Genomic DNA, 21,961 nt, shown 5'->3' on the forward strand with positions numbered 1-21,961 from the left:
TGTTGTTTGCGACAAGGTCGCAAGGGAGTTTTCCGGGTCGATATTTTCATCCGTCTGCTCGCGAAGAGGCAATCGCCTTGGTCGCCGCCTCCATGACCTGCAGGCTTTTCGCCCCACCCTCGGTATCGGTAGTATTTGTACCGAAAATAGTGACCACGATTGCCCGGTAGAGGTCACCCTCCACCTGTGAAGCGGGGAGCAGCCGGCCATCGGATTGCGAGACATGAACCAAACCGGCCTGGCGAAGCTTGGCCAAGACCTCGGAGATAACCGCCTGGTCGTAGTCAGGTAGGCAGGATGCCAGCTTATCCGAATGTATCGCCCTGGCGTCGGTAAAGGCCGAGACAATACGGTCCATGATGTCAAAGGCCGCTCCAAGTTTCAAGGAGGGGACGACAGCGAGCGGCAAGAATCTGTAGGTCGTCATATGCTGACAGGCAAAGGCCACCTGCGCACCGCCCAAGATGAACAGCCATCCCAAGTAGATCCATACCAAAAAGAGCGGCAAGCTGGCAAACGACCCGTAGATGGCATTGTAGTTGGCCACCCCGATCTGCAGAGAGATATAGATATCCTGCACCGCCGTCCACAGCACAGCCGCCAAGGTTGCTCCGACCAGGGCAGGCAGGGTTTTGACCTTGGTGTTTGGGAAAAATATATACATGATGTAGAAGGTCAGGGTAATGATTACCACAGGTATCGCTTTCAGCAGAAGGGCCTGCAGCCAGGCAAAGGGCAGAAGAATATCGATTTTGGCGATCATTGCCGGGCTTTGCAATAAGGCACTGGCGGCGAAGGCGACGTTGATGGAAATCGGCAAAAGAATGAGAAGGGTCAGGTAGTCGGCAATCTTACGGAGCAGCGACCTGCCGCTTGCCACCCGCCAGATGCTGTTCATGGCCTCTTCAATGAAACTGAGAACCAGGATGACACTGAGGAGGATACCAACAACACCAAGAGTGCCAAGGGTGGCGAAATTGGTTCTATCCACATAATCAAAGAGTTGATCAACTGCTGATCGCAGGTGGCTGGTGAGGCTTATCGGATGTTCTGGGACCTCGGTTTTAGTGAGTAATGGGCTATTTTGGGTCTGGCCGGGGGATTTCCCTCCCCTTTCCACCAGGGTGTCGATATAACTATGTGCCGCTTTTCGCAGCTGATCGCCGCCGCCGAGGCCTTTTACAACAGCGGTGCTCATTGCCAGGATGGGTACAAGCGACAGGAGCACGGTGTAAGTCAGGGCCGCCGAGCGCATTGACAGGGCATTTTTGTCAAATTCCGTGGCGGTGATGAGCAAAAGACGCACAACCACACGCCACAGGCCACTTCCGGAAAAGGAGGTGGAATGGCTGCGATCGGCCCATGCTTGAAGCCGTGAATGGCAGGAAGGCGGTGTCGGAGGGGGTGTCTTCATCCCTTTCAGTTTTGTAGTTGCAGCCATCGTTCAAGGACCTGAAAGACGATCTCTCTCTTGATCGGCTTGGTCATATAGTCGTTCATTCCTGCCTCAAGGCATAGTTCCTTATCGCCCTTCATGGCATTGGCGGTCATGGCGATAATCGGGATATCGGTAAAACCCTGCCGGCGGATCTGTCGCGTCGCTTCATAGCCGTCCATTTCCGGCATCTGGATGTCCATGAGGATGGTGTCGAACGATTCGGGATTTTTGGTGAAGGCCTCCACCGCCAGTTTGCCATTGGCTACTATGGTAACCTTATAGCCGGCCTTGGAAAGCATCACCATCGCCAGCTTTTGATTGACCGGATTGTCTTCGGCAAGGAGAATTCGCACCGATTGCTTCAGCTCCTCACGCAGTGAATACTGGGTGACAAGTTTTTTGTCCTCGGAAGGCTGTTGAGCGTCTTCCTTGGCGCCGAGAATCCGCGACAGGGTGCGAAGGAGGATGTTGCGCCGGGCCGGCTTGGTGAGAAAGGCGGTGAATCCGGCCTCCTTGCACCGCAGTGCCACTCTTTCCGTAGACGATGTGTAGGCAAGAAGGGGCAGGGCCGGATTGGCAAGTTTTGCCGTTCGGATCCGGGTTGCCAGGTCATAGCCGGAGATAAAGGGCATCTGCAAATCGAGAATGGCCGCATCAAAGGGTTTTCCTTCTTTTTCGGCACGGATGAGTTCGGCTATGGCGGTTGTGCTGTCGAGAAGGGTCATTACCTGCATCTCCGCCTTTTCCAGCATCCCTCGGAGGATTTCGTTGTTGGCCCGATTGTCATCGACGATGAGGACCTTTTTGCCCATGAGATTTTCGACGGTAGGCCGGTGCGAAAGCTGGATGGATGACTTCTGCATGACGGCGGTGAAGAGAAAGGTTGTTCCTACCCCCGGCGTTGATTCTACCCAGACCTTGCCGTTCATGAGGCCGGCTATTTTCCGGCATATGGTCAGGCCAAGACCGGTACCGCCGTATTTTCTGGTGGTTGTGCCGTCCGCTTGCTTGAAGGCCTCGAAGATTGAAGTGAATTTATCTTCGGCGATACCGATCCCGGTGTCGCGGATCTTCGACAGGATGGTAATGGTATCAGGGGTTTCCTCAGCGACCTCGATACTGAGCTCCAATTCGCCTTTCTCGGTAAATTTTGCGGCATTGCCAAGGAGGTTGACGAGCACTTGCCGGAACCTGCCCGGATCGCCCTTGATGTTTGCCGGTAATAGATCGTCGATGCGGCAAAGGACCTCAATGGGTTTGTTGACAACCCGGGGACGGATCAACTCGCAGACATCATGGGCGGTTATTTCCGGATCGAAATCGATATACTCAAGGGTCATTTGCCCGGCCTCGACCTTGGAAAAGTCAAGGATATCATTGATAAGTGACAGGAGAGACTCGCCGGAGCGCTTGATGGTCAGGGCGAAATCCTTCTGCTCCTCATCCAGCTCGGTTGCCAGCAGCATGTCGGTGAAGCCGATGACCCCATTCATGGGCGTGCGGATCTCATGGCTCATCGAGGCGAGGAATTGACTTTTCGCTACGTTTGCCGCCTCCGCATCGGTTTTCGATTTGCGGAGTTCATGGGTTTGTTTTTCTATCTCCGATTTGAGCGTTCGGGAGTAGTTGTCCTGTTGTTCCTGGATGGTCAGGTAGCTGCGTTGCGCCTCTTCCAGCATTTTTTGGTGTTTTTCATCCATTACCTGGAATTTACGCTTGAATTGGTTTTTTTGAATGGTGATTTTCTTGTGCAGCTGTTCAACTTCTTTTTGGTTGAAATACCCCTGGATTGCTAGGCGGAGAAGGCCTTCCATGCCTTTTGAACGAAAATCTTCCGGCTCCGTGCTGCAGAAGAGGGTGGCCTTTAAGGCGGGAAGGGGGATGGTGAGGGAAAGTTTGCCGCCGGCAAACAGAGGCTGGTCAATGCCCGATTGTTGGCAGCCGAACTTCGCTTTTCCCTCTGCTTGCCCCCCGGGAAATGAGGAGGCTTGATTCTCGGGGATATGTGATCCGTCATCGGTGACGGCAAGTACTTCCAGGCCTGGAAGATTCTCTTCCAGGTAGGCGAGCAGTTCCTTGACTTGACTAACGGGGGTGACAACTTCACTGAAAAGACCGGTCATAGACACCTCTCTCAGCCGTAAATCGCCTGAGCCTTCGCCATTTCTTCAGGAAGGTCTTCAATGAGCACGTTGTATTCATCGCTGTTATCTTCCAGGTGTTTCATTAAGAGGGGGGATATCTGAGGTGGCATATCCGGCAGGGTAGTATGGTTCAGCTGACCGGCGATGTATTCGGATATCTGGATGATTCCGGTGAGGTTCGAAGGCGTCAAGGTGGCGGAGATGGTATGATGATCGCGGATGGCCTCCTGGATGGTGATTGGCATGTTCCAGTCCAGGGTCATGCAATAGCCGATCTGACAGTGATCGGTGCCAAAGGCCTGCTGTTCCATGCCGATGAGGTCGGCGGCAGACGTGCAGGAGGCACAGATATGATGAAATGCCTGGCGATCAACTTGTTCCTCCACGATCAGTCCAAAATCGTGGAGAATGCCGCAGAGAAAGGCATCATCGCCGTTGATGCCAAAGATTCGTTCAGCCACCATCTTGCTGCAGATGGAGACCGCTGCACTGTGCAGCCAAAGAAGTTTCTTGGAAAAAGGCGAGGACTTGATCTCTTTGGTGACGAAGAGGGTTTTCAGGGCGTCGGCGACAATAAGGTTGTGCAAATTCTTCATCCCGAGAAAGGCAACAGCCCTGCCAATGGAATCAACGGTTTGGGTTAGACCGTAGAAGGGGCTGTTGACCAGACGGAGCAGACGCGTCACCAAAACGGGGTCCATCTTGATGACTTCTTCAAAATCCTTCATGGTCGACTCATTGTCGGCGATCAGTCGGGAAATTGTCGTGACTATATGGGGGAGGGGGTGAACTTCGGAAAATTTTTCAATAAAACTAATTGTTTTCTGCATAGTTCTCCTCCTGCTGCCTGGGCTTGTTCCCAGCGGCACGTAAGTGATGCCTGTGCTTCAGGGATGGAATATAAAACTGAGTCAAGCAGCTTGTTTGCTCAAACGAACCGTATGCCCTTGCGGTATGAAGAGGGCTTCTGAAGAATTATTCGTCAAGAGATGGCCCTTTTGCAAGGGTCATTTGAAATTCTGTTTGCCGTTTTTAGGCAGAAAAGATTTCCCTTTTCTGCACCGCCTCCGCCTTGATCCTGTCAAGCAGTTCGGCAAGTACCGGCTTTATATTCTCCCGAATATCTCCCGCCACGATGATGTAGAGGAGGTCGTCGCCCGGCTGCATCGTGCCGTTTTTGGCTTCAACGAGTATTTCAAAAATGCCGGGTCGTTGCAGGTACTCTTGGCGGAGAGCCTCAATTTTCTCTAGGTTTGGCTGGACCTCAAGGGCGGAGACCTTGGCCCGATCCTGCCGCGACCAGTCGCGGACCACGCCGTTGTGGATAAGGATCATACCGACATTTTCAGTGAATCCGGGACGTTTTTTAAGCTCTTCTATGGTTTTGGTTATGTCCATTTGTTTCCTGTTGCATTCGTAAAGAGGAGGATTTTTAACTGGGGCTATTTTCAGTTGTTTTGCCAGGGTGCGCCACTCTTGTCTTGCTGCGGGGTGGGGCGAATTGATGCGTTATACCTCTTTTGGAGGTAAGGTTTCCTTGGTGGTCAAATTCCTTTGAACGTTTATCCGAGTAGAACCGGTTTTAGTTCTGGAGTCGTTATCGATGCTCGCCTCAGCTTTTCCCGGAAGCAGCAAACTCTGTCCTGGGCGGATGGAGGAAATTTTCTCGAGGTTGTTGGCTTTGGCCAGGCTTTTCAAGGAAACCTTATACAGTCGAGCGATGCTGTTGACGGTGTCGCCCTTTCGGACCAAGTGATATTGGCTTGATTTTTGATCGTTTTTAAAGAGTGATGAGGAGAGAGCTGCTACAAGTTGGTTGGTTTTACCGCCGGCGGGAAGCCTGAGGGTATACCCTTTGGGAATGAGCTTATCGCCGCTGATGATTGGCGGTCGAAGTGCCGGGTTGATGTCTTCAATGACTTCTACCGGCAAGCCGAAATGACGGGAGATATCCCGAATGTGAACGTATCCGGGAAGTCTCAGGTAATAGAAACGTGACTCGACTGCGTGACTTCCCTGGTAATTATTCTCCACATAGGTTGCGACATTTTTAGCGGCAAGGAATTCCGGATAGAAATTTCTCGCGGCAAATTTGAAGTAGCCCTTGTTATAGTTGGTGAAGATCCTTTCGTAAGAGCCCTCTTCGTTTACCGCCCGCATCGTACCGCCAAGGCCGTAATTATAGGAAGTAATCGCCAGCGGCCAATTGTTGAGGGTTCGATAGCTTTTGGCGAGGTATTTGGCGGCAGCATGGGTAGCGGTGATGGGGTCAAGTCTCTCGTCGATGATATGGTCGATTGTCATGTATTGTTTGCCGGTTTCTCTGGTGAACTGCCAAAGGCCGGCCGCCCCGATGCGGGAGTAGGCGCGGAAATTGAAGGATGATTCAACATGGGGCAGGTGGGCCAGTTCCTCCGGCAGGTCATAGCTACGAAGAATCTTCCTGATCTCGGCAATATATGGCCGTGAGGCGATCACTCCGGCGAGGAATCGCTCTTTTTGGCCGGATTGGCTGCGCACGGTATTTGCGGCCAAGGCCATATCCTGCCTGGCGTTCTTTCCTGTAAAAAGAGCTGCCACCCGCTGCTCCTCGGCGGAGCTTGGCGGTTGTATTGCCAATCTGCTGAGCATGGCGCTGTATCTTTCGCAGGCTTGCTTCTGAATGATGGTATTTTGTTGCCGCCCTCCCGGCGCATTGGGGTCAGCAAGAGTTACCACCTGGTATATCTTTGATAAATCTTCCGAGTCATGTATAACTGCCTGTCTGAGAGAATAGACGGCATAGATCTTTTCCCAGAATTGCACGTTCTTGCTAATTGTCGGATATTGCGGAAAGATCTGGCTGGTTGTTTGGGCGAACCCCGCTGTCGTAAAAAACAGCAAACTCCACAGAAGGGTGAAATACAACAGCGGCTTTGCAAGTGCAATGCGGTGGAGAGCGGTTGCGGTCATTGTGTGCGAATAATCGTATTGCCTGAGAGAATTGTCGATCAACCTTGAGTACCCTTGCAGGTTACTAGATTATTTATAGCATAAGAGAGAGAACATCGGAATATGTATATTGATTTTCAGAACGAAATATGGGGGTGGGGATGTATACACCAATAATTGCAACCTTGGGGTACATATTGTCTCCCGATCGGCAAAAGACCTTGCTTGTCCATCGGAACAAGCGGCCTGAGGATCAGCATCTCGGCAAATACAACGGCCTGGGAGGGAAAATGCTGCCGGCTGAGGATATCTATCAATGTTTGGTGAGGGAGATATTCGAAGAGGCTAATATTCACTGTGAGAAAGCGGTGTTACGTGGAACAATTAACTGGACCGGATTCGGACCGCACGGAGAAAACTGGTTTGGGTTTATCTATTGCGTCGAGCAGTTTAGTGGTACACCGGAGATGACCAACGAAGAAGGTGATCTGGTGTGGGTCGATGTCGCTGATATCTTAAAGTTGCCGATGTGGGAAGGAGATAAATATTTTTTACCATTGGTTTTTGACAATGACCCCAGGGTTTTTCATGGCTTTATGCCATACGAGAATGCTCGTCCTATAAGCTGGAGCTACTCGCGAAACTGATAGAGGTTGCAGTGCACAGACCGCATGGTATATTCCGAGTCTGGTAAGTTTTGATAGATTCTCAAGGGAATTTTGTCGTTTGGCATTTTCGAAAAGCCAACCGGCAAGAGTCTTTAAGGGCAAAAATACTTGAGGGGTGATTGACATGAGTCATGAAAGTGAACTTCGTCGTCTTGAGCAGTTTGTTGAAAAGCTCTTGGCGGGTTTTACCGAGTTGCGTGCGGAGAAGGCACGGTTACTTGAGGAATTGCAACAGCGTGAGCTTCAGATTGACGAGTTGCGGGCCAATTTGTCCTCTAAAGAAATAGAGCGCAGCGAAATAAGTCAGCGGGTCAGCAAAATTGTCGAACAGATTGAGGAATGGGAGTCGGGACTGGTGGAAGACACCGTCGAGGTGCCCGAACCTGAAGCCGTCGAGGAGATCGTTGCCAGTGAGGAGGATGAGGGTGCTCAGGATAGCGAGCTCTCGCAGGAACGGAAGGCGACCTCTGAACGTCGCGGCGAGGAAGAGGGAAGGGTACAGCAAAACCTTTTCTCGATCGGTATGCCAACCGGCCATACTTCCTGAAAGTTGAAGTTGGGGGGATGCGCTGCGGCGGGAAAAGTAATCGGGGCTGAGCTGCTATGACGGATACGGAAAGATTGGTCAAATTCGAGCTGCTGGGGCAGGAATTTAAATTTTATACTGCGGCCTCGGAAGATGAATTGCGACTGATTCTTTCAATGGTTCGGCAGCTTGTCGAAAGCGGGACCAGCCAGAGTACCGGCACCTTGCCGGTCGGTCGGATAGCCATTCTGGCATGTATGAACATTGCTTCTCAGTATATCAAACTGAAGCAAGAGTATGAGGATTACCGGTGGGATTCTGAGCAGAGGATGATTCGTCTCAGTGAGGACATCCGAGCGAAGCTTTTGACCGAATGAGGCATTCACTATAAAATGTTTTCGTTTGCCGGAAAGTCTGCTATAATTTAGTTGTTCTCTTGGCTTTTGAGCACATTAATATGCGTGGTTTTGAATCGGTAAATTTGGTTTATGGAGGTTCTTCCCCGGATTGGGAATGGGGATGGTTTTTTGGAAGTATTTTTGAGCATTAAAGATTTCGCCCGATTTTCGGGGTAGTTACGACTTCTCCCTGCACTGTTGGTGATCTTCAGTGTGTGTTGAGCCAACTCCCATAAAAAGGGCAACTCCGCTGGTGGCTGAAGGAAAATCGTTCTGCGAATTTCCCGATGCCATTATGAGGTGCCCACCTATTCATTTAGGTTTAACTTTCCTGGTGACACGGCAGTGTGGGGAAGATTTTCAACAGACGGCATTGACCGCCTGTGTTTTTCTATCTGGTTGAAGGGTTCCTCAATGGTACATGTGGTTCAGCCTTTGGCCGGTTAAACATATAATAGAAGATTGGCTTCAGCAGAAAGGTGCTGTCGGTACAGAGTACGAATACAGGGAAGCAGGATTGCTTTTTTAGATACTCTTCCAGATGAATCGGCGCATAAGGTGGTATCTGGATCAACTATTCTCACGATGGCAGGTGGGATAGCTCCTTTAATGGAGCGATATACTGGGGTTTGTTTCTACTGGTATTATGTTATCTGAATGATTAGCTGCTTGGTCGGTTTCATCCTGAGTGAAGAGAACTCCGAGGTGCAGTCCTTACGCGGGCGTGACCAGGGCCAATAGGCCCGGATGGGGTCTTGGGACCGCTTGTGTGTTTGAGGGGGATAGCCAGGGAAGGTATGTATATCCCTTCTTTGGATTACTGGTGTGGTTTTGTCGGCGCAGGGTGTTGCATGTGCTTGGTCAATGCCTTTAAGCATCGGTTATTATTCTGATATAGTCTCTAGTTAACTCAAAGTCCCTCCTGTCGTTTCTGTTGTCCTTTGCTCCCTCCTTTTTCTGTCCTGTCAATCTTCATTACGATAGGATTATTCTATGAGTTCATTAGGTTATCCATTTCTTTTTGCCTGTGCCGGTATTCTCGTCGGCTTGCTTATCGGGTTTTACCTGCGGAAGCGTGTCACCGAGAGCAATGAAAAAAGTATTAAAATTCAAAGCAAGCAGATTATCGAAAACGCCATAAGCGAGGCAGAGCGCCTGAAAAAAGAGGCCCTTCTGCAAAGCAAAGAGGCCGCCTATCAGGTCAAGCAGGCCCTCGAAGAGGAGCTTAAAGCCGAAAGAGAGGAGTTGAAGGACGAACAGCGGCAACTTAAAAGAAAAAGAGAAGGCCTGAAAAGAGAGTGGGACAGTTTTGATCGGAAACAAAATGAGCTGCTTGAAAATGAGCGTCGAGTCAGCCAGCAGGAAATCGAATGGCAGGCAAAGCATAAAGAAGCCGATGAACTGATTTCCAAGAAACGCTATGAACTGGCAAAACTTGCCGGGATAAGTCAGGAAGAAGCGAAGAAGATCCTTATGGATTCACTGGAAAGTGAGGCCAGGATGGAGGCCGCTAAAAGGCTTGCCAAAATTGAAAACGAAATGAAAATGGAGGCCGATCGCAAAGGCAAAAATATTCTCGCATTGGCCATCTCCAGATATGCCGGTGATTATGTCGCCGACCGGACGGTATCGATGGTGCCGCTACCGAACGATGAAATGAAGGGTCGGATTATCGGCCGCGAGGGCAGGAACATCAGGGCTATTGAGGCAGCGACCGGCATCGACATCATTATCGATGATACCCCCGAAGCGGTGATATTGTCCGGGTTTAATCCGGTACGACGGGAAGTAGCCCGTCAGGCCCTGTTACAGCTCATTAACGATGGCAGAATTCATCCCGGCCGGATTGAAGAAGTTGTCGATAAGGTCACCAAAGATCTGGAAATCACCATGCGCGAGGCAGGTGAGCAGGCGACCTTCGATGTTGGTGCGCACGGGGTGCATGTTGAGCTGATTAACCTCCTTGGCCGGCTGAAATACCGTACCAGTTATGGTCAGAACGTTCTGCAGCATTCCCTGGAGGTTTCTTTCCTCTGCGGAATTATGGCTTCGGAATTGGGTGTAGATGTGAAAATGGCCAAACGGGCCGGATTGCTCCATGATATCGGCAAGGCGGTTGATCACGAGGTGGAGGGCTCCCACGCCATTATCGGCCGGGATCTTGCCAAGAAATACGGCGAGCCGGAAGAGGTCGTTTATGCCATTGGTGCCCATCATGAAGAACAGACTCCGCAGAGTGTTATTGACATCCTGGTGCAGTCGGCGGATGCTTTGTCCGGGGCAAGACCCGGGGCCCGGAAGGAAATGCTGCAGAGTTATGTCAAACGCCTTGAGGATCTTGAGGCCATTGCTAATGATTTCAGAGGAGTGGAGAAATCTTATGCGATTCAGGCCGGCCGGGATCTGCGCATAATTGTCGATTCGAACAAGGTCAAGGATGAAGAGGCGACAGTGCTCAGTCAGGACGTCGCCCGGGCTATAGAAAGCAAGTTGACCTATCCCGGACAGATTCGGGTGACCGTGATTCGAGAAACCCGTGCCGTCGAATACGCAAAATAACGAGAACCATCCAAGTGACACCAACGGTTTGTAAATATGGCTTCAATTAAAGAACAGCTAGAGTTGATTGAACGGGGTGCGGTTGACATCATCGCCCGCGATGAGCTCATCAAAAAACTGCAAAAATCCGAGGCAACCGGTATTCCCCTAAAGATCAAGGCGGGATTTGATCCGACCGCTCCCGATCTGCATTTGGGACACACCGTCTTGTTGCAGAAGTTGAAACATTTCCAGGAGTTGGGGCACGATGTCTATTTTCTGATCGGCGATTTCACCGGGATGATAGGTGATCCGACAGGGAAATCCGATACCCGTAAGGCCTTGACCGTGGAGCAGGTTGCGGCGAATGCCGAGACCTACAAACAGCAAGTATTCAAGATCCTTGATCCTGAAAAAACCCAAGTAGTATTCAATAGTTCGTGGCTTGGAAAACTCACCTCCATCGACATGATCAAATTGGCCTCGGAGTTGACCGTGGCCCGGATGCTTGAACGGGAGGACTTTCGCAACAGGTTTGACACCGGCAGGCCGATCTCGATTCACGAGTTCCTCTATCCGCTGATTCAAGGATATGATTCGGTTGCTATGCAGGCGGATGTTGAACTGGGTGGCACCGATCAGCTGTTTAATGTCCTCATGGGCCGGGATCTCCAACGCTCAAGGGGAATGGAGCCCCAAGTGGTATTGACCATGCCCCTTCTTGAGGGTTTGGACGGGGTCAACAAGATGAGTAAATCACTGGGCAATTATATCGGCATTAGCGAATCGGCGGATGATATTTACGGTAAGATCCTCTCTGTCTCTGATATCCTGATGTTTCGGTATTATAACCTGTTGAGCGATCTGAGTACCAACGAGATAGCCGACCTACGGGCAAAGGTCGAGGCAGGCGAGGTTCATCCGAAAGAGGCGAAAAAGCGTCTCGCCCGGGAGCTTACCGCTCGTTTTCACAGCCCGGAGGCTGCCCAGGCCGCTGAAGATAATTTTGAGAAGGTCTTCCAGAAGGGTGGGGTGCCGGATGATCTGGCGGAGAAGCGATTTCCCGCCGGTGAGCCAATAGCTCTACCGCAGCTCATGGTTGAGGCCGGTCTGGTAAACTCAACTTCTGAAGGCCGTAGAATGATTCAGCAGGGCGCTGTTACCATTGATGGGATAAGGGCAACCGATGTAAATATGCTCCTTCCCCCTGAAGGAGAAAGACTTGTTAAGGTAGGGAAAAGGCGATTTTGTAAGGTTCTCTTCGGCTGAGAGAATTGGGAATTTTTATGGCAATGGGGAAAAGGCGAGCGTTATCCGCCTTTTCCCCATTGCTTTTTTGCTGTTCTGCAACGATTCAAAAACTCAGTGCAGAGGAGACTTCTTCTGCTTCTTAGAGCATTCCCTGCAGATTCCTGAAAATTCAACGTGATGGCCGAGGATTATATAGTTGCTGGCCTTCTCGGCGGCAAGATTAATCTGTTCCTGGACCTCCATGTCGATGTCGTCAACCTTTCCACAGGTCGAGCAGCGAATATGATAGTGAGGTTCAACCGTCGCATCAAAACGCTTCTGTGTGCCGCCAACTTCCAGTTTCAGTATAATACCGCTATCAGCCATGAGCTCAAGATTCCTGTATACTGTCCCCAATCCAATTCGTGGCAGGCGTTTGCGTACCATGTCGTAGACTTCATTGGCAGTCGGATGGGAGGTCACTTTCCCAAGTTCCTCAAGGATGATTTGCCGTTGCGTTGTCAAACGCATGTTTGGCAATTGTTCCATGGTTATTTGCTCCATTCCTGTGGTTAATGATAAGCTTTCTTAAGTGGCATATTATCCTAATTGTTAATAGTTGCAAAGAATATTTGTCTTTTTACAAGAGAAAGCGCTTTGAACCTGGCTCGGTTATCGGCTGTTAACGGGAGCTGCCCGCTAAGGTGGAGGGAATGATGTTGTCAGGTTTCTGGGGGTTGAAATAACCGAAACGAAGAAAGGGGAATTCTTCGCGGATGCGAGTCAACCATTGTCGAATGCCTAGAGCCACAGAATTTTTGGGAAAATCGAGGGACTGGAGATACCATTCCGGGTCAATATTCAAGTTCCGTAACTGCAGGAAGTCAGGACGATGGCTGCGGATCAGGTGACGCAGTGCAGCGAACTCCAGTTCTGCATCGGTGAAGCCGGGGAGAATAAAGTAGTTCAAGGAAACAAAACGGCCATGCTCCTTCATAATATCGATTGAGCGCATAACATCGGAAAAGCAATAACCTGCCGGCCGGTAATACCTATTGTAGAACAACTCCTGTGCGGAGTTGAGACTGACCCTGATACTGTCCAACCCGGCCAAAGCGAGGACCTCAACACCCTTTGGTAAGCTGGAATTGGAATTGAGATTGATTGTTCCTTTGTCCGTATGGTTGCGAATGAGCCGAATGGCCTCGGCGATGGTGCCGGTTTGCAGAAGCGGTTCACCCTCACAACCCTGGCCAAAACTGACAATAGGCGTCTCAGCTGTTTCCAGATGCGCTATGGCCATTTCCGCAATTTCATTGGCGCTTGGCACGAAGGTGATTCTGTCCTGGGTTGAGGGGCAGCATCCTGACGGCTGCAAGGAAATGCAGCCTAAACAACGGGCATTGCAGGTCGGCGAGGTTGGCAGCGGGGCCTCCCAGCGTCCAAGGAAATAATTACGTGCTGCAGGACAATTATAGGTGAGGCAACATTTGCCCAAGTGCTGGATGAGCCGGTTATTTGGGTGTTGCTTGAGCTTTTTCCGGGTCCGGCTTGCAACGGATTTTGGCCGGTACTGGTCGGCATCCTGCCGTTTGTCGGCATCGCTGCGAAATCCGGCCACCCAGAATCTATCGCGGTACCAGCCGACAGCCGTATAGGCAAAGAGCGGAAGGATCGGGGCGCCTGGTTGCGTCTGGTAGCTGCCGGTTAGAATGGCAGTGTGCGCGGGAGCCATAAAGGCGGCAACGGCCTGCACCTTGCCTCCAGTATAGGGATTTTCGGTAAGAACAACCGGCTCGTCGGTTTCTCGATCCCAACCTACGGGGAACCTGCCGGGGAGAGTAAATAGCTCACTTCCTTGCGGCAGGGGAATGAGATCCTCAGCGGAAGGGCGTATGTATGCGCCATTGCTCATTCCGGCCATGAGCAGTTCGGGAAATTCGCTTATGTTACCATCTTGATCAGCGATGAGCAGGCAGGGACTGGAGTCGGGGTGGCGCATCTACTCTCTGAGGACTCTAAATACAGAGTCGACAGCTCTGTAGATATCCAGATCATCACCGAATACATCCTGGATGGCCGGGTTCTGGATGAGATCTTCGACTATGTACTGGGTGAAATACAGGCTCACTACATTAGGATCTTGGGCAACGGTACGAACCGGAGCAATTTTCATCTGTAATTCGAATTCTTCGATGTAACCGAGTTTCAGCAGCTGGCTCTCGAAGGCTTCCTTGACGGCAGTAACTGAATTTGTCTCAATAATTTCCCGGTCAAGTAAGCGCTGAACGAGTTTTGCGGCAAATTCTTGGGCATGATCCTTCGCGCGAAGGAACATCTTGCGGCGCTCCTGTTCTCTTTTTCGATCAATGGTACGTATAGTTCTATCGGTAGCCCTGTTGGGGCTTATATTCGCTTTGGCCATTAAACTCTCCAATTGTTTGCATCACCAAAAAGTGGTGGAAGGTCGGAACCGGGACATCCGTATAATGGACTTTATAATCTGAAAAGCTAATTATCACTAGCCTAAATTTGCAATTGATTTGCTAAAATACCGGAGCTACGTGTACGATGCAGGGGAAGTTTACGTGTTTAGCAGGGATCGATTGAAAAATTCTCGATGGAGGGAGGGAATTGGCACCGTAATGACAAGAAAAAAGAGGTTTGATTGTGTACGATTTCTGTTGAAGTATGAATGATTTCCTTATATATTGCCTAGCTTGTCACAACAATGCGACCGGTCCCCCTCCGGCGCAAAATCACCACATCACATCATTTTTCAACCTAATTCATATTAGAAAGACTGGAGGTCCCCATGGTAAGAAAAGAGAGATTTGTGTTGCCCGCGTTAGTTTGTTTGTCAATGTTGGCCTTGACCGCTTGTGGTTCCAAGACTGAAACCGATCAGGCAATGAAAGTTGAGCCAAAAGCTGCAGCTGGCCCGATGGAGTCACTTGACTCAAAACCGCTGGGTATCAGCGAAGGCCGTACCACCGAAGGAATGCTGCCTGTTTACTTTGATTTTGATAATGCCAATGTTAGAAAAGATCAGGTAGCCCGTATAGAAGTAAATGCCGATTTCATTAAGAAATCCCCGAAATATGAGATCAGAATCGAGGGCAACTGTGATCCTCGTGGTACCAATGAATACAATATGGCCCTTGGCGAGCGTCGTGCTCTGAGCGCCAAGAAGTATCTGATGAATCTTGGTGTAAGTGAGGCAAAACTCAGCACCGTAAGCTACGGCGAAGAGAGATTGTTGCTGCAGGGCCAGGATGAGATGTCTTGGGCACAGAACAGAAGGGCCGATTTCGTAGTTGTACAGTAAGCGCAATCTGGAGATGCTCATGGCTTATAAGAGAATCCTGTCGGCGGGAGTGTTTTTCCTTCTTGCCTGTTTCGCGGCCCATAACAGTTTCGCCGCTGACCTGAAGATCGGTGTTATCAATGTTCAGAAGGTCATTGTTTCGTGTGAATCTGGAAAAGCGGCGAAGGAACGGTTTGATGTAAAGATGAAGGAACTGCAGGGAAGCTTCAAGAAAGAAGAAGAGGCTCTGAAGGTTCTTCAGGATGAGATTAAGAAAAAAAGTTCCGCCTGGAGTGAAGAGAAAAAGGCCGAAAAGGTACGAGAGTACCAGAAAAACGGCCGGGAACTTCAAGCAAAAACTGATGATGCTCGATTTGAGATGAAGCAGCTACAGGATAAGGAACTTGAACCGATCCTGAAAGCCCTCGAAAAGGTCGTCGAAAAATTCGGCAAGGAGAAAGGCTATACCGCAATCCTGGATTCAAAGAATGGTGTTGTTTATTTCGATGATGCAATCGAGATAAGCGATGCCATTGTTAAAAAGCTGAATGAGGCAATGGCTGGTAAGTAGATTCCTGTTCGTGTTATTGCACTATTGCTGGTATTACAAAACGATGTAGAGGGGTTTCTCTCTACATCGTTTTGTTTTTTTACGGATACGCACTTTAAGGTGCTCAGTACACTTTCAACCTACGTAGCTTCACAAAAAACAGAAACTAAAACAAATGTGTTCGCTTTTGGTACACATAAAGATCGATAGTAAGGGATGACATGGCGATTAAGAGTATGACCGGTTTTGGCCGTGGCGAGATGAGCAGCGGTGGGAGAATTTGGACCTCTGAGGTTCGATGCGTAAACAACAGATATCTTGATCTTAAAATGAAACTGCCCCGGGGCTATACTTCGTTGGAAGATCGAATTCGCCGCAAGGTTGGTGCTGCCTGTCAACGCGGACGCATTGAACTTTTTCTCTCGGTAGCCGGTGACTTTTCAGATCTCCAAGAGGTGAAAGTCCACCTGGCACTCGCCTCTGCATACAAAAATGCCCTTCAAACCATTGCCGAGGAATTTCATCTTGCTCTCGAGTTAACGCCACAGCTTATTGCCTCCTTCCCTGAAGTGTTGCTGAGGGAACAGAAGGAAGATGATCTCGAAGAGATTTGGCCATTGGTGGAAGTTGCCATTGACCAGGCAATTGGCCAGTGTGATGCCATGAGAATGCAGGAAGGTGATGTTTTGGCGGCAGACCTGACGGCTCGGGTACAATCCTTTGCTGCAACCGTGGATACCATTGAGAAAAGCATTCCGGAGCTCCTTTCGCAGCGGCGAAACTCTCTTAACGATCGTCTTGAAAAGCTGCTTGGCAATGTCCAGCTTGATCCAGGCCGTCTAGCCCAGGAAGTTGCAATAATGGCTGATAAGGTCGATGTTACCGAGGAAATTGTTCGATTGCGCTGTCACATTAAACAGTTTACCCTGTTTCTGACTGAAGATGGCGGCGTGGGAAGAAAGCTCGATTTTCTCATCCAGGAATTTCTTCGGGAGGTTAATACCCTCGCCTCGAAGATTACCGATGCAGCGATTGCCCATCTCACTGTAGACCTGAAAAGCGAGTTGGAAAAAATGCGTGAACAAGTTCAGAACATCGAATAGTCAATTATTTTTTGAGGCTCTGCCGGGCTTTGTCATGATCAAACGAAGTGGTGAAACATGCAGCTGTTGAATGTTGGGTTTGGCAATACGGTGATGGTCGAGAGAATTATCGCTGTTATTAACACTGGTTCCTCGCCCGCTCGCAAGTTGAAGGAAACAGCCAAAAAAGATGGGAAACTGGTGGATGTAACCGAGGGGCGGAGGACGAGGTCGATCATTGTTATGGACTCAAATCATGTTGTTCTGTCGTCGGTCCAACCTGACACTATTAGCCAGCGGTTGATGGCCATGAATCCTGGCTATCATCTCGATGAATATTATGGTCATCAAAAGCCCCAATCTGGAGAGCCCCTATGACCGCCGGAAGATTGTTCGTTATCTCAGCGCCTTCGGGTGCCGGGAAAACCACCCTGTTGAAGCGGGTCATGGCACGGCTTGGCGGGCTGTCTTTTTCGGTATCCCACACCACTCGGGCCCCTCGCCCGGGAGAGCGAGACGGTATAGATTATCATTTCGTATCAAAGGTGGAATTCGTGGATATGATCGCTCAGGGACACTTTCTTGAACATGCAGAGGTCCATGGCAACCTTTATGGCACGAGCAAAGAGGCCATCGACCGGCAACGCATCGCCTGTATTGATGTCATTCTTGACATTGATGTGCAGGGCGCGGCGATACTGCGGCGAAGCAGCCAGCTTGCCGCAACGCATATCTTCATTTCTCCGCCAAGCCTCAAGGAACTTGAGAAACGATTGCGGGGCAGAGGGACGGAAAATGAAGACGTGATCGCCATTCGCCTTGACAATGCTCGTATCGAATTGCAGTCTATCAAGGAATACGAGTACCTGGTGATCAACGATCGATTGGATGAAGCAGTCGATCTCCTTGCTTCGATCATTGTGGCGGAACGCGCGAGAGCCCACCGGTATCCCTCCGGACAGCCAATAGGTGATATTGCGACAGCATGAAAAGACAGGAAAAGGAAAAATTTTCCCCAGGGGAAAAACGAATTCGCTTAAGTGACGATCTGCTGTGGGGCGTTCACCCGATTTTCGAGAGCCTTGAGAAAGAACCCGAGCGGATCACCGAGATTATTCTGCAGAAGGATAAGCGGGGCGGGAAAATCGAATCAATCGTCGAAATGGCCCGCCAAAGAGGCATTAAACTGAGCTTTACTGAATCGTTAAAGCTCACGGGTGAGGGCAGTTCGGAAATTCGCCATCAGGGGGTGTTGGCGAGGATGAGTGAAACTCCGCTCGCCGACTTTGCCAGCTTTCTTGGTGAGATGGCAGAGAAAATCGCTGCAGGACAACCGGTGCGATTGATGGTCTGCGACTCACTTCAGGATCCGCATAATCTTGGAGCGATAATCCGCTCAGCGCTGGCCTCCGGTGCTGCCGGAGTGATTGTTACTCGTGAACGTTCGGCGCCTCTTGGCGGGACTGCGGCAAAGGCTTCGGCCGGAGCAATGGCCCACATCGCCATCTGCCAGGTGACAAATTTGGTTGCTGCCTTGAAGGATTTGAAAAAGGCCGGTTTTTGGATATATGGGGCGGTAAAAGACAGTGATGCTCAATCCCTATATGCCACTGACCTTACCGGCCCAACCTGCCTGGTTGTCGGCAGTGAGGGGAAGGGTATCAGGCCCTTGGTCAAAAAAGAGTGCGACGTGCTCATCTCCATTCCCATGACTGGTACCCTTGATTCTCTCAATAGTTCTGTTGCAGCTGCGGTGATTCTCTTTGAGGCATTACGGCAAACCCTCGGCAAATCCTCTTCTGCCGCTATCCGCTAAATAGGTTTGCAAATTGTTCCGCGGCACCGCCAATCGCAATCATGGCGTCGTCGTTTATCTGCATACGTAGCAAACCCCTGCCAATCCCACACCAATGCATCCGTCAACAATGAGCCAGCCTGGTGCACCCAGTCTGGATTGTTATTCGGTTAAAGACAAAAAGACCTCTTCATAGAGCTTTCGATAGCCTTCAATGCTGCTTGGGTCAAGCCATCTTTCATAGGCCGCCCGGTAGATTTCCGTTGGCCGCTGGGCCAGGAGCACCTGGTTGATTGACTTGATGACGGTTTCTCCCCAGGCGTTTTTTGAGCAGGCAACGTAGCTGAGAGACGCCTCGGGGTTGGCCTGATTTTCTTCAACGGAAAGTGTCATGATCTCGTCGCGAATACCCATGGTTTCCGCAAGATACATCGCTTCCTCGGGCAATCCCGGCAGGGCGTCGATACGGCCGGCCAGCAGCATTTTAAAGAGATTCAACGACAATTCCGGGCTCTCATAACTAAAGGTATTCTTGCTATTGCTATAGGTTTTCAACGAGCTATCAAAGGCCATGCCGTACGACCGGTTGGGTGAACGGCCAATGACCAGGGTGTTTTTCTGGAGAATCTTTGCGAGGTTGACCATCTTCTGTCCACCAAATGCCTCATATCTGTTTTTATGAATGATCAGCACCGGTGGCAGGGTAAACACACTGGGAATCGAATAATAGGCGAATTCCAGCCGTTCCGGGGTTTTGTACATGCCGACACTGCACGCTTTTTCGCCTTGCTTCCACTGCTGGTAATGGCGGGATATATTGGCCTTCATGTGGGTATGATGGTATTGCGGCAGGTTTGCTATCAGTATTTCGGTTATGACATCTTCATACCCTTGCCCTTTGAGATCTCCGTCGTGAATGAAAAAGGGCGGGGCAACAGCTTCCATCCAGGCGAGCGGGTCCTGGGCCTTTAATCCTTGTGGGTCCAAAAAAGCAAAAAAGAGCAATGAGATTGCAATAATAGAGTTTTTCAACATGGCCACGGGCTACCTCCAACTGAGATGACAAAAGAGGGAAGGGACGAATACCAGTTAAGAATTCAAGATGGAGATTGTGTTAAAATATTTTTTATTGCAGAGCCAATGGTTTCAATGGTGTACGGTTTCGAGATAAAGCCGCCTGCCCCCATTGCCAGTGTTGCCCTGACGTCATCATCTTCGGCAAAACCGCTGACTACCAATGCCTTTTGCTGTGGATGAATCTGCAAGATTTTCTCATATGTTACACGACCGTTCTGGCCGGGTGACATGATCATGTCGAGAACAAGAAGATCAGCGCTATGGGTTCCAAGATACTGCACAGCCTCTTCTCCGGAGGGCTTGACGACGACTTGATAATTCAAGGAGGTGAGGATTTCCTGAGCTATTGCCCGCTGTTGAGGTTCATCATCAACTACCAGAACACTTTCGCCGGCACCCTTGAAAATTAGCAATTCGGGTTTTGCAATAAACGCAGTCTCCGGCTTGTCGACGGCGGGGATGTAGATCTCAAAGGTAGTCCCTTGGCAATCACTAACGACATTTATCACCCCACCATGATCCTTCATGGTGTTCCATACCACAGCCAGGCCAAGCCCGGTACCGCTTCGCCCCATGACTTTCTTGGTATAAAAGGGTTCAAAAATGTGCTCAAGTTCATGGGGAGAGATGCCCGAACCGGAATCGGCAATGACGATGGTGATATACCTCCCTTCAGGGAGCAAGGACTTGTCCGCTGGGGGCAGCGGGTTTCTTTTTGTAGAAGAATTTTTCAACTCGCTAATATTTCCCCGTTTATGAGAAATCTGGGTGTGATTACGTGTGGTTATTGAAAGTGTACCCTTTCCTTGAATTGCCTCCATGCCATTGGTAATAAGATTCATCAAACATTTTCTGATATGGATGGGAGAACAACATATATTGAGGATATCGTCTGCCAGCGACTTGTTGATATCCACGAGCGGGAAGCGAATTCGCAGTTGATGAAAATCGTGGGATGCCAGGTAGTCGGTGATGAGGGTGTTGATGTTGACCGATTCCTTTGTGGCGGCAACGCCTCTGGCAACGGTCAGGAGATCAGCGACGACTTCCGCTGCATCCAGGCCGGCCTTGCGGATGGATTCGAGCGGGCGGCGCATCCGATTGTCTTTGTCCATGTCAAGGAGGAGCAATTCCGGGTAACTGATGATTCCTGAAAGTATATTGTTCAGGTCGTGCGCGACCCCTCCGGCCATAAGACCAATTACCTTCATCTTTTGGTCCCGGAGCAGTTGCTCTTCCAGGCGGCGCCGTTCGGTGATATCGATAATTACAAAACGCGCTCCGATTATCTTATCGTCATTTATGATCGGCGTTGAGCGGATGAGTATTGGAAAGGCACGGTTTCTCGGGTCGATAGCGGTAAATTCCTGCAGCCCAGGAGATTGGTTGGTCAGGGTCGCCTGGAAATATTGGCGGGCCTTGTTTTGGTCTTCATCGGCAATACATTGGAGCAGGGGTGCTGGATCTTCTGTGGCCTCCGGGAGCTTCAGTCGCTCTTTCGCGAGCTTATTGCAGTATTGAAGCGTGCCGTTAATGTCGGTTTCCAGGACCATTTCCGGGAGCAGATTGACCAGGTCGTGAAAACGACGCTCGCTTTCCTGTAAGCTTTTTGTCCGTTCCTGAATTTGCTCGGCGAGAAACTTGCTATTGAAAAATAGATAGATGGTAAATGTCGAAGCAAGTAAAAGCAGAAGAAGGAAGACCAGGATATTGAGGAGCGGGAAGATTACCCTGACATACTGCCGGCCATGAAGGGTGCCGATCGTTTGTTGTTCATGGAGAATATCTTCAACGAGATCTTTTTGGCCGATGAGACCAAAATTATACAGAGCTGATGAAATGCCATTCAAGGGTGGGCTGGCTACACGCAGGAATTCCTCTTCACCGGGAATGGAGATGTTGAGATACTGGTAATTGTTGGCCTTGATCGCTAGCTCAAGATAGGCCTTCGCACCGGCACGGTTGAGAGCCCAGGTGTCGTTGGCTATAATAATTGCGTGGGTTTGAAATTGTTTTCGATCGAGTTCGGCGTCGCGTTTAATATAAGCGAGGGAGATGGACGAAAACGCAACCAGAAAGATGATGGAAATGAGCACATAACGACAGATTTTACTGCGTATGGGATGTATCATCACGATTCGCTGGTTATTGTGAGCCGGTCTGCTGGCGCCGGAAGAAACCAGGGACCGGGTTGTGGAGTAAAGTGTCAGAAAAAGTATCCTTGAGCCAGGCATCAATGTCAAGTTTGTTTTTAAGAATAATTAAGCCGTATTAGCC

General features: G+C 50.1%; 21 protein-coding genes and 1 other RNA gene. 12 read left to right on the top strand and 10 right to left on the bottom strand.

Annotation, left to right across the window (positions count from 1 at the left end; translation table 11 throughout):
- Positions 1-46: 46 nt before the first annotated feature.
- The 5 genes from OEL83_15220 to OEL83_15240 all read right to left on the bottom strand — a co-directional run bounded on the left by OEL83_15220 (position 47) and on the right by OEL83_15240 (position 6,534).
- Positions 47-1,414, bottom strand: coding sequence for a YihY/virulence factor BrkB family protein (locus tag OEL83_15220; protein MDK9708393.1), 1,368 nt, complete (start codon positions 1,412-1,414; stop codon positions 47-49).
- Between the two features lie 5 nt (positions 1,415-1,419).
- Positions 1,420-3,561, bottom strand: a complete 2,142-nt coding sequence (locus OEL83_15225) for a response regulator (GenBank protein ID MDK9708394.1) — start codon at positions 3,559-3,561, stop codon at positions 1,420-1,422.
- An 11-nt stretch (positions 3,562-3,572) separates the two neighbouring features.
- Entirely contained in the window at positions 3,573-4,412 is an 840-nt protein-coding gene (locus tag OEL83_15230) for an HDOD domain-containing protein (protein ID MDK9708395.1), read from the bottom strand.
- 202 nt (positions 4,413-4,614) lie between these two features.
- Positions 4,615-4,980 carry a molybdenum cofactor biosynthesis protein MoaE gene (locus OEL83_15235; protein MDK9708396.1) on the bottom strand — a complete coding sequence of 122 codons (366 nt, stop codon included), beginning with the start codon at positions 4,978-4,980 and terminating at the stop codon, positions 4,615-4,617.
- A 111-nt stretch (positions 4,981-5,091) separates the two neighbouring features.
- Positions 5,092-6,534, bottom strand: a complete 1,443-nt coding sequence (locus OEL83_15240) for a transglycosylase SLT domain-containing protein (GenBank protein ID MDK9708397.1) — start codon at positions 6,532-6,534, stop codon at positions 5,092-5,094.
- Positions 6,535-6,674: 140 nt separating this feature from the next.
- Between OEL83_15240 and OEL83_15245 the strand changes: the two genes are divergently transcribed.
- The 6 genes from OEL83_15245 to tyrS all read left to right on the top strand — a co-directional run bounded on the left by OEL83_15245 (position 6,675) and on the right by tyrS (position 11,912).
- Complete coding sequence (locus OEL83_15245; GenBank protein ID MDK9708398.1) at positions 6,675-7,160, top strand: 8-oxo-dGTP diphosphatase; 486 nt, start codon at positions 6,675-6,677, stop codon at positions 7,158-7,160.
- Between the two features lie 145 nt (positions 7,161-7,305).
- Positions 7,306-7,728 (top strand): hypothetical protein, encoded by a 423-nt coding sequence (locus OEL83_15250; protein ID MDK9708399.1) that lies wholly within the window; start codon positions 7,306-7,308, stop codon positions 7,726-7,728.
- A gap of 56 nt (positions 7,729-7,784) precedes the next feature.
- Positions 7,785-8,084, top strand: a complete 300-nt coding sequence (locus tag OEL83_15255) for a cell division protein ZapA (protein MDK9708400.1) — start codon at positions 7,785-7,787, stop codon at positions 8,082-8,084.
- A 205-nt stretch (positions 8,085-8,289) separates the two neighbouring features.
- A non-coding RNA gene (ssrS, locus tag OEL83_15260) (6S RNA) lies at positions 8,290-8,463 on the top strand.
- Positions 8,464-9,098: 635 nt separating this feature from the next.
- Positions 9,099-10,664 carry a ribonuclease Y gene (gene rny, locus OEL83_15265; protein ID MDK9708401.1) on the top strand — a complete coding sequence of 522 codons (1,566 nt, stop codon included), beginning with the start codon at positions 9,099-9,101 and terminating at the stop codon, positions 10,662-10,664.
- A 36-nt stretch (positions 10,665-10,700) separates the two neighbouring features.
- Positions 10,701-11,912 carry a tyrosine--tRNA ligase gene (gene tyrS / locus OEL83_15270; GenBank protein MDK9708402.1) on the top strand — a complete coding sequence of 404 codons (1,212 nt, stop codon included), beginning with the start codon at positions 10,701-10,703 and terminating at the stop codon, positions 11,910-11,912.
- 93 nt (positions 11,913-12,005) lie between these two features.
- Here the strand turns inward: tyrS and OEL83_15275 are convergent, their stop codons facing one another.
- The 3 genes from OEL83_15275 to OEL83_15285 all read right to left on the bottom strand — a co-directional run bounded on the left by OEL83_15275 (position 12,006) and on the right by OEL83_15285 (position 14,298).
- Positions 12,006-12,422, bottom strand: a complete 417-nt coding sequence (locus OEL83_15275) for a transcriptional repressor (protein MDK9708403.1) — start codon at positions 12,420-12,422, stop codon at positions 12,006-12,008.
- 133 nt (positions 12,423-12,555) lie between these two features.
- Positions 12,556-13,875 carry a radical SAM protein gene (locus OEL83_15280; GenBank protein MDK9708404.1) on the bottom strand — a complete coding sequence of 440 codons (1,320 nt, stop codon included), beginning with the start codon at positions 13,873-13,875 and terminating at the stop codon, positions 12,556-12,558.
- Positions 13,876-14,298: a hypothetical protein gene (locus tag OEL83_15285; GenBank protein ID MDK9708405.1), complete on the bottom strand. Its 423-nt coding sequence runs from the start codon at positions 14,296-14,298 to the stop codon at positions 13,876-13,878. It lies immediately after the preceding gene.
- Positions 14,299-14,688: 390 nt separating this feature from the next.
- Here OEL83_15285 and pal point away from each other — a divergent pair, with 390 nt between their 5' ends.
- From pal to rlmB, 6 genes are all read left to right on the top strand, one after another.
- Positions 14,689-15,201, top strand: a complete 513-nt coding sequence (gene pal, locus OEL83_15290; GenBank protein ID MDK9708406.1) for a peptidoglycan-associated lipoprotein Pal — start codon at positions 14,689-14,691, stop codon at positions 15,199-15,201.
- A gap of 19 nt (positions 15,202-15,220) precedes the next feature.
- A complete protein-coding gene (locus tag OEL83_15295; protein ID MDK9708407.1) occupies positions 15,221-15,751 on the top strand; it encodes an OmpH family outer membrane protein in 531 nt (176 codons plus the stop codon).
- Positions 15,752-15,951: 200 nt separating this feature from the next.
- Positions 15,952-16,833, top strand: a complete 882-nt coding sequence (locus OEL83_15300; GenBank protein ID MDK9708408.1) for a YicC family protein — start codon at positions 15,952-15,954, stop codon at positions 16,831-16,833.
- Positions 16,834-16,890: 57 nt separating this feature from the next.
- Positions 16,891-17,190, top strand: a complete 300-nt coding sequence (locus tag OEL83_15305; GenBank protein ID MDK9708409.1) for a DUF370 domain-containing protein — start codon at positions 16,891-16,893, stop codon at positions 17,188-17,190.
- Positions 17,187-17,801 (top strand): guanylate kinase, encoded by a 615-nt coding sequence (gene gmk / locus OEL83_15310; GenBank protein MDK9708410.1) that lies wholly within the window; start codon positions 17,187-17,189, stop codon positions 17,799-17,801. The genes OEL83_15305 and gmk overlap by 4 nt, the downstream gene beginning before the upstream one ends.
- Positions 17,798-18,628, top strand: coding sequence for a 23S rRNA (guanosine(2251)-2'-O)-methyltransferase RlmB (rlmB, locus tag OEL83_15315; protein ID MDK9708411.1), 831 nt, complete (start codon positions 17,798-17,800; stop codon positions 18,626-18,628). Before gmk ends, rlmB begins: the two co-directional genes overlap by 4 nt.
- A 141-nt stretch (positions 18,629-18,769) precedes the next feature.
- Here rlmB and OEL83_15320 read toward each other — a convergent pair whose 3' ends face one another.
- A complete protein-coding gene (locus tag OEL83_15320) occupies positions 18,770-19,642 on the bottom strand; it encodes a TIGR02285 family protein (GenBank protein ID MDK9708412.1) in 873 nt (290 codons plus the stop codon).
- A 62-nt stretch (positions 19,643-19,704) separates the two neighbouring features.
- The gene (locus OEL83_15325; GenBank protein MDK9708413.1) at positions 19,705-21,816 is read right to left on the bottom strand and encodes a response regulator; all 2,112 of its coding nucleotides are present in this window, start codon (positions 21,814-21,816) and stop codon (positions 19,705-19,707) included.
- Positions 21,817-21,961 lie beyond the last annotated feature (145 nt).

Source organism: Desulforhopalus sp. (assembly GCA_030247675.1).
GTDB lineage: Bacteria > Desulfobacterota > Desulfobulbia > Desulfobulbales > Desulfocapsaceae > Desulforhopalus_A.

Excerpts from the sequence above, each read along its gene's own strand:
- pal (MDK9708406.1), top strand. The coding sequence starts at position 14,689 with ATGGTAAGAAAAGAGAGATTTGTGTTGCCCGCGTTAGTTTGTTTGTCA.
- OEL83_15280 (MDK9708404.1), bottom strand. The coding sequence starts at position 13,875 with ATGCGCCACCCCGACTCCAGTCCCTGCCTGCTCATCGCTGATCAAGAT.
- OEL83_15305 (MDK9708409.1), top strand. The coding sequence starts at position 16,891 with ATGCAGCTGTTGAATGTTGGGTTTGGCAATACGGTGATGGTCGAGAGA.
- OEL83_15225 (MDK9708394.1), bottom strand. The coding sequence starts at position 3,561 with ATGACCGGTCTTTTCAGTGAAGTTGTCACCCCCGTTAGTCAAGTCAAG.
- OEL83_15240 (MDK9708397.1), bottom strand. The coding sequence starts at position 6,534 with ATGACCGCAACCGCTCTCCACCGCATTGCACTTGCAAAGCCGCTGTTG.
- OEL83_15285 (MDK9708405.1), bottom strand. The coding sequence starts at position 14,298 with ATGGCCAAAGCGAATATAAGCCCCAACAGGGCTACCGATAGAACTATA.
- OEL83_15255 (MDK9708400.1), top strand. The coding sequence starts at position 7,785 with ATGACGGATACGGAAAGATTGGTCAAATTCGAGCTGCTGGGGCAGGAA.
- rlmB (MDK9708411.1), top strand. The coding sequence starts at position 17,798 with ATGAAAAGACAGGAAAAGGAAAAATTTTCCCCAGGGGAAAAACGAATT.
- OEL83_15245 (MDK9708398.1), top strand. The coding sequence starts at position 6,675 with ATGTATACACCAATAATTGCAACCTTGGGGTACATATTGTCTCCCGAT.
- OEL83_15235 (MDK9708396.1), bottom strand. The coding sequence starts at position 4,980 with ATGGACATAACCAAAACCATAGAAGAGCTTAAAAAACGTCCCGGATTC.
- OEL83_15275 (MDK9708403.1), bottom strand. The coding sequence starts at position 12,422 with ATGGAACAATTGCCAAACATGCGTTTGACAACGCAACGGCAAATCATC.
- OEL83_15295 (MDK9708407.1), top strand. The coding sequence starts at position 15,221 with ATGGCTTATAAGAGAATCCTGTCGGCGGGAGTGTTTTTCCTTCTTGCC.
- tyrS (MDK9708402.1), top strand. The coding sequence starts at position 10,701 with ATGGCTTCAATTAAAGAACAGCTAGAGTTGATTGAACGGGGTGCGGTT.
- OEL83_15320 (MDK9708412.1), bottom strand. The coding sequence starts at position 19,642 with ATGTTGAAAAACTCTATTATTGCAATCTCATTGCTCTTTTTTGCTTTT.
- gmk (MDK9708410.1), top strand. The coding sequence starts at position 17,187 with ATGACCGCCGGAAGATTGTTCGTTATCTCAGCGCCTTCGGGTGCCGGG.
- OEL83_15250 (MDK9708399.1), top strand. The coding sequence starts at position 7,306 with ATGAGTCATGAAAGTGAACTTCGTCGTCTTGAGCAGTTTGTTGAAAAG.
- OEL83_15300 (MDK9708408.1), top strand. The coding sequence starts at position 15,952 with ATGGCGATTAAGAGTATGACCGGTTTTGGCCGTGGCGAGATGAGCAGC.
- OEL83_15230 (MDK9708395.1), bottom strand. The coding sequence starts at position 4,412 with ATGCAGAAAACAATTAGTTTTATTGAAAAATTTTCCGAAGTTCACCCC.
- OEL83_15220 (MDK9708393.1), bottom strand. The coding sequence starts at position 1,414 with ATGAAGACACCCCCTCCGACACCGCCTTCCTGCCATTCACGGCTTCAA.
- rny (MDK9708401.1), top strand. The coding sequence starts at position 9,099 with ATGAGTTCATTAGGTTATCCATTTCTTTTTGCCTGTGCCGGTATTCTC.
- OEL83_15325 (MDK9708413.1), bottom strand. The coding sequence starts at position 21,816 with ATGATACATCCCATACGCAGTAAAATCTGTCGTTATGTGCTCATTTCC.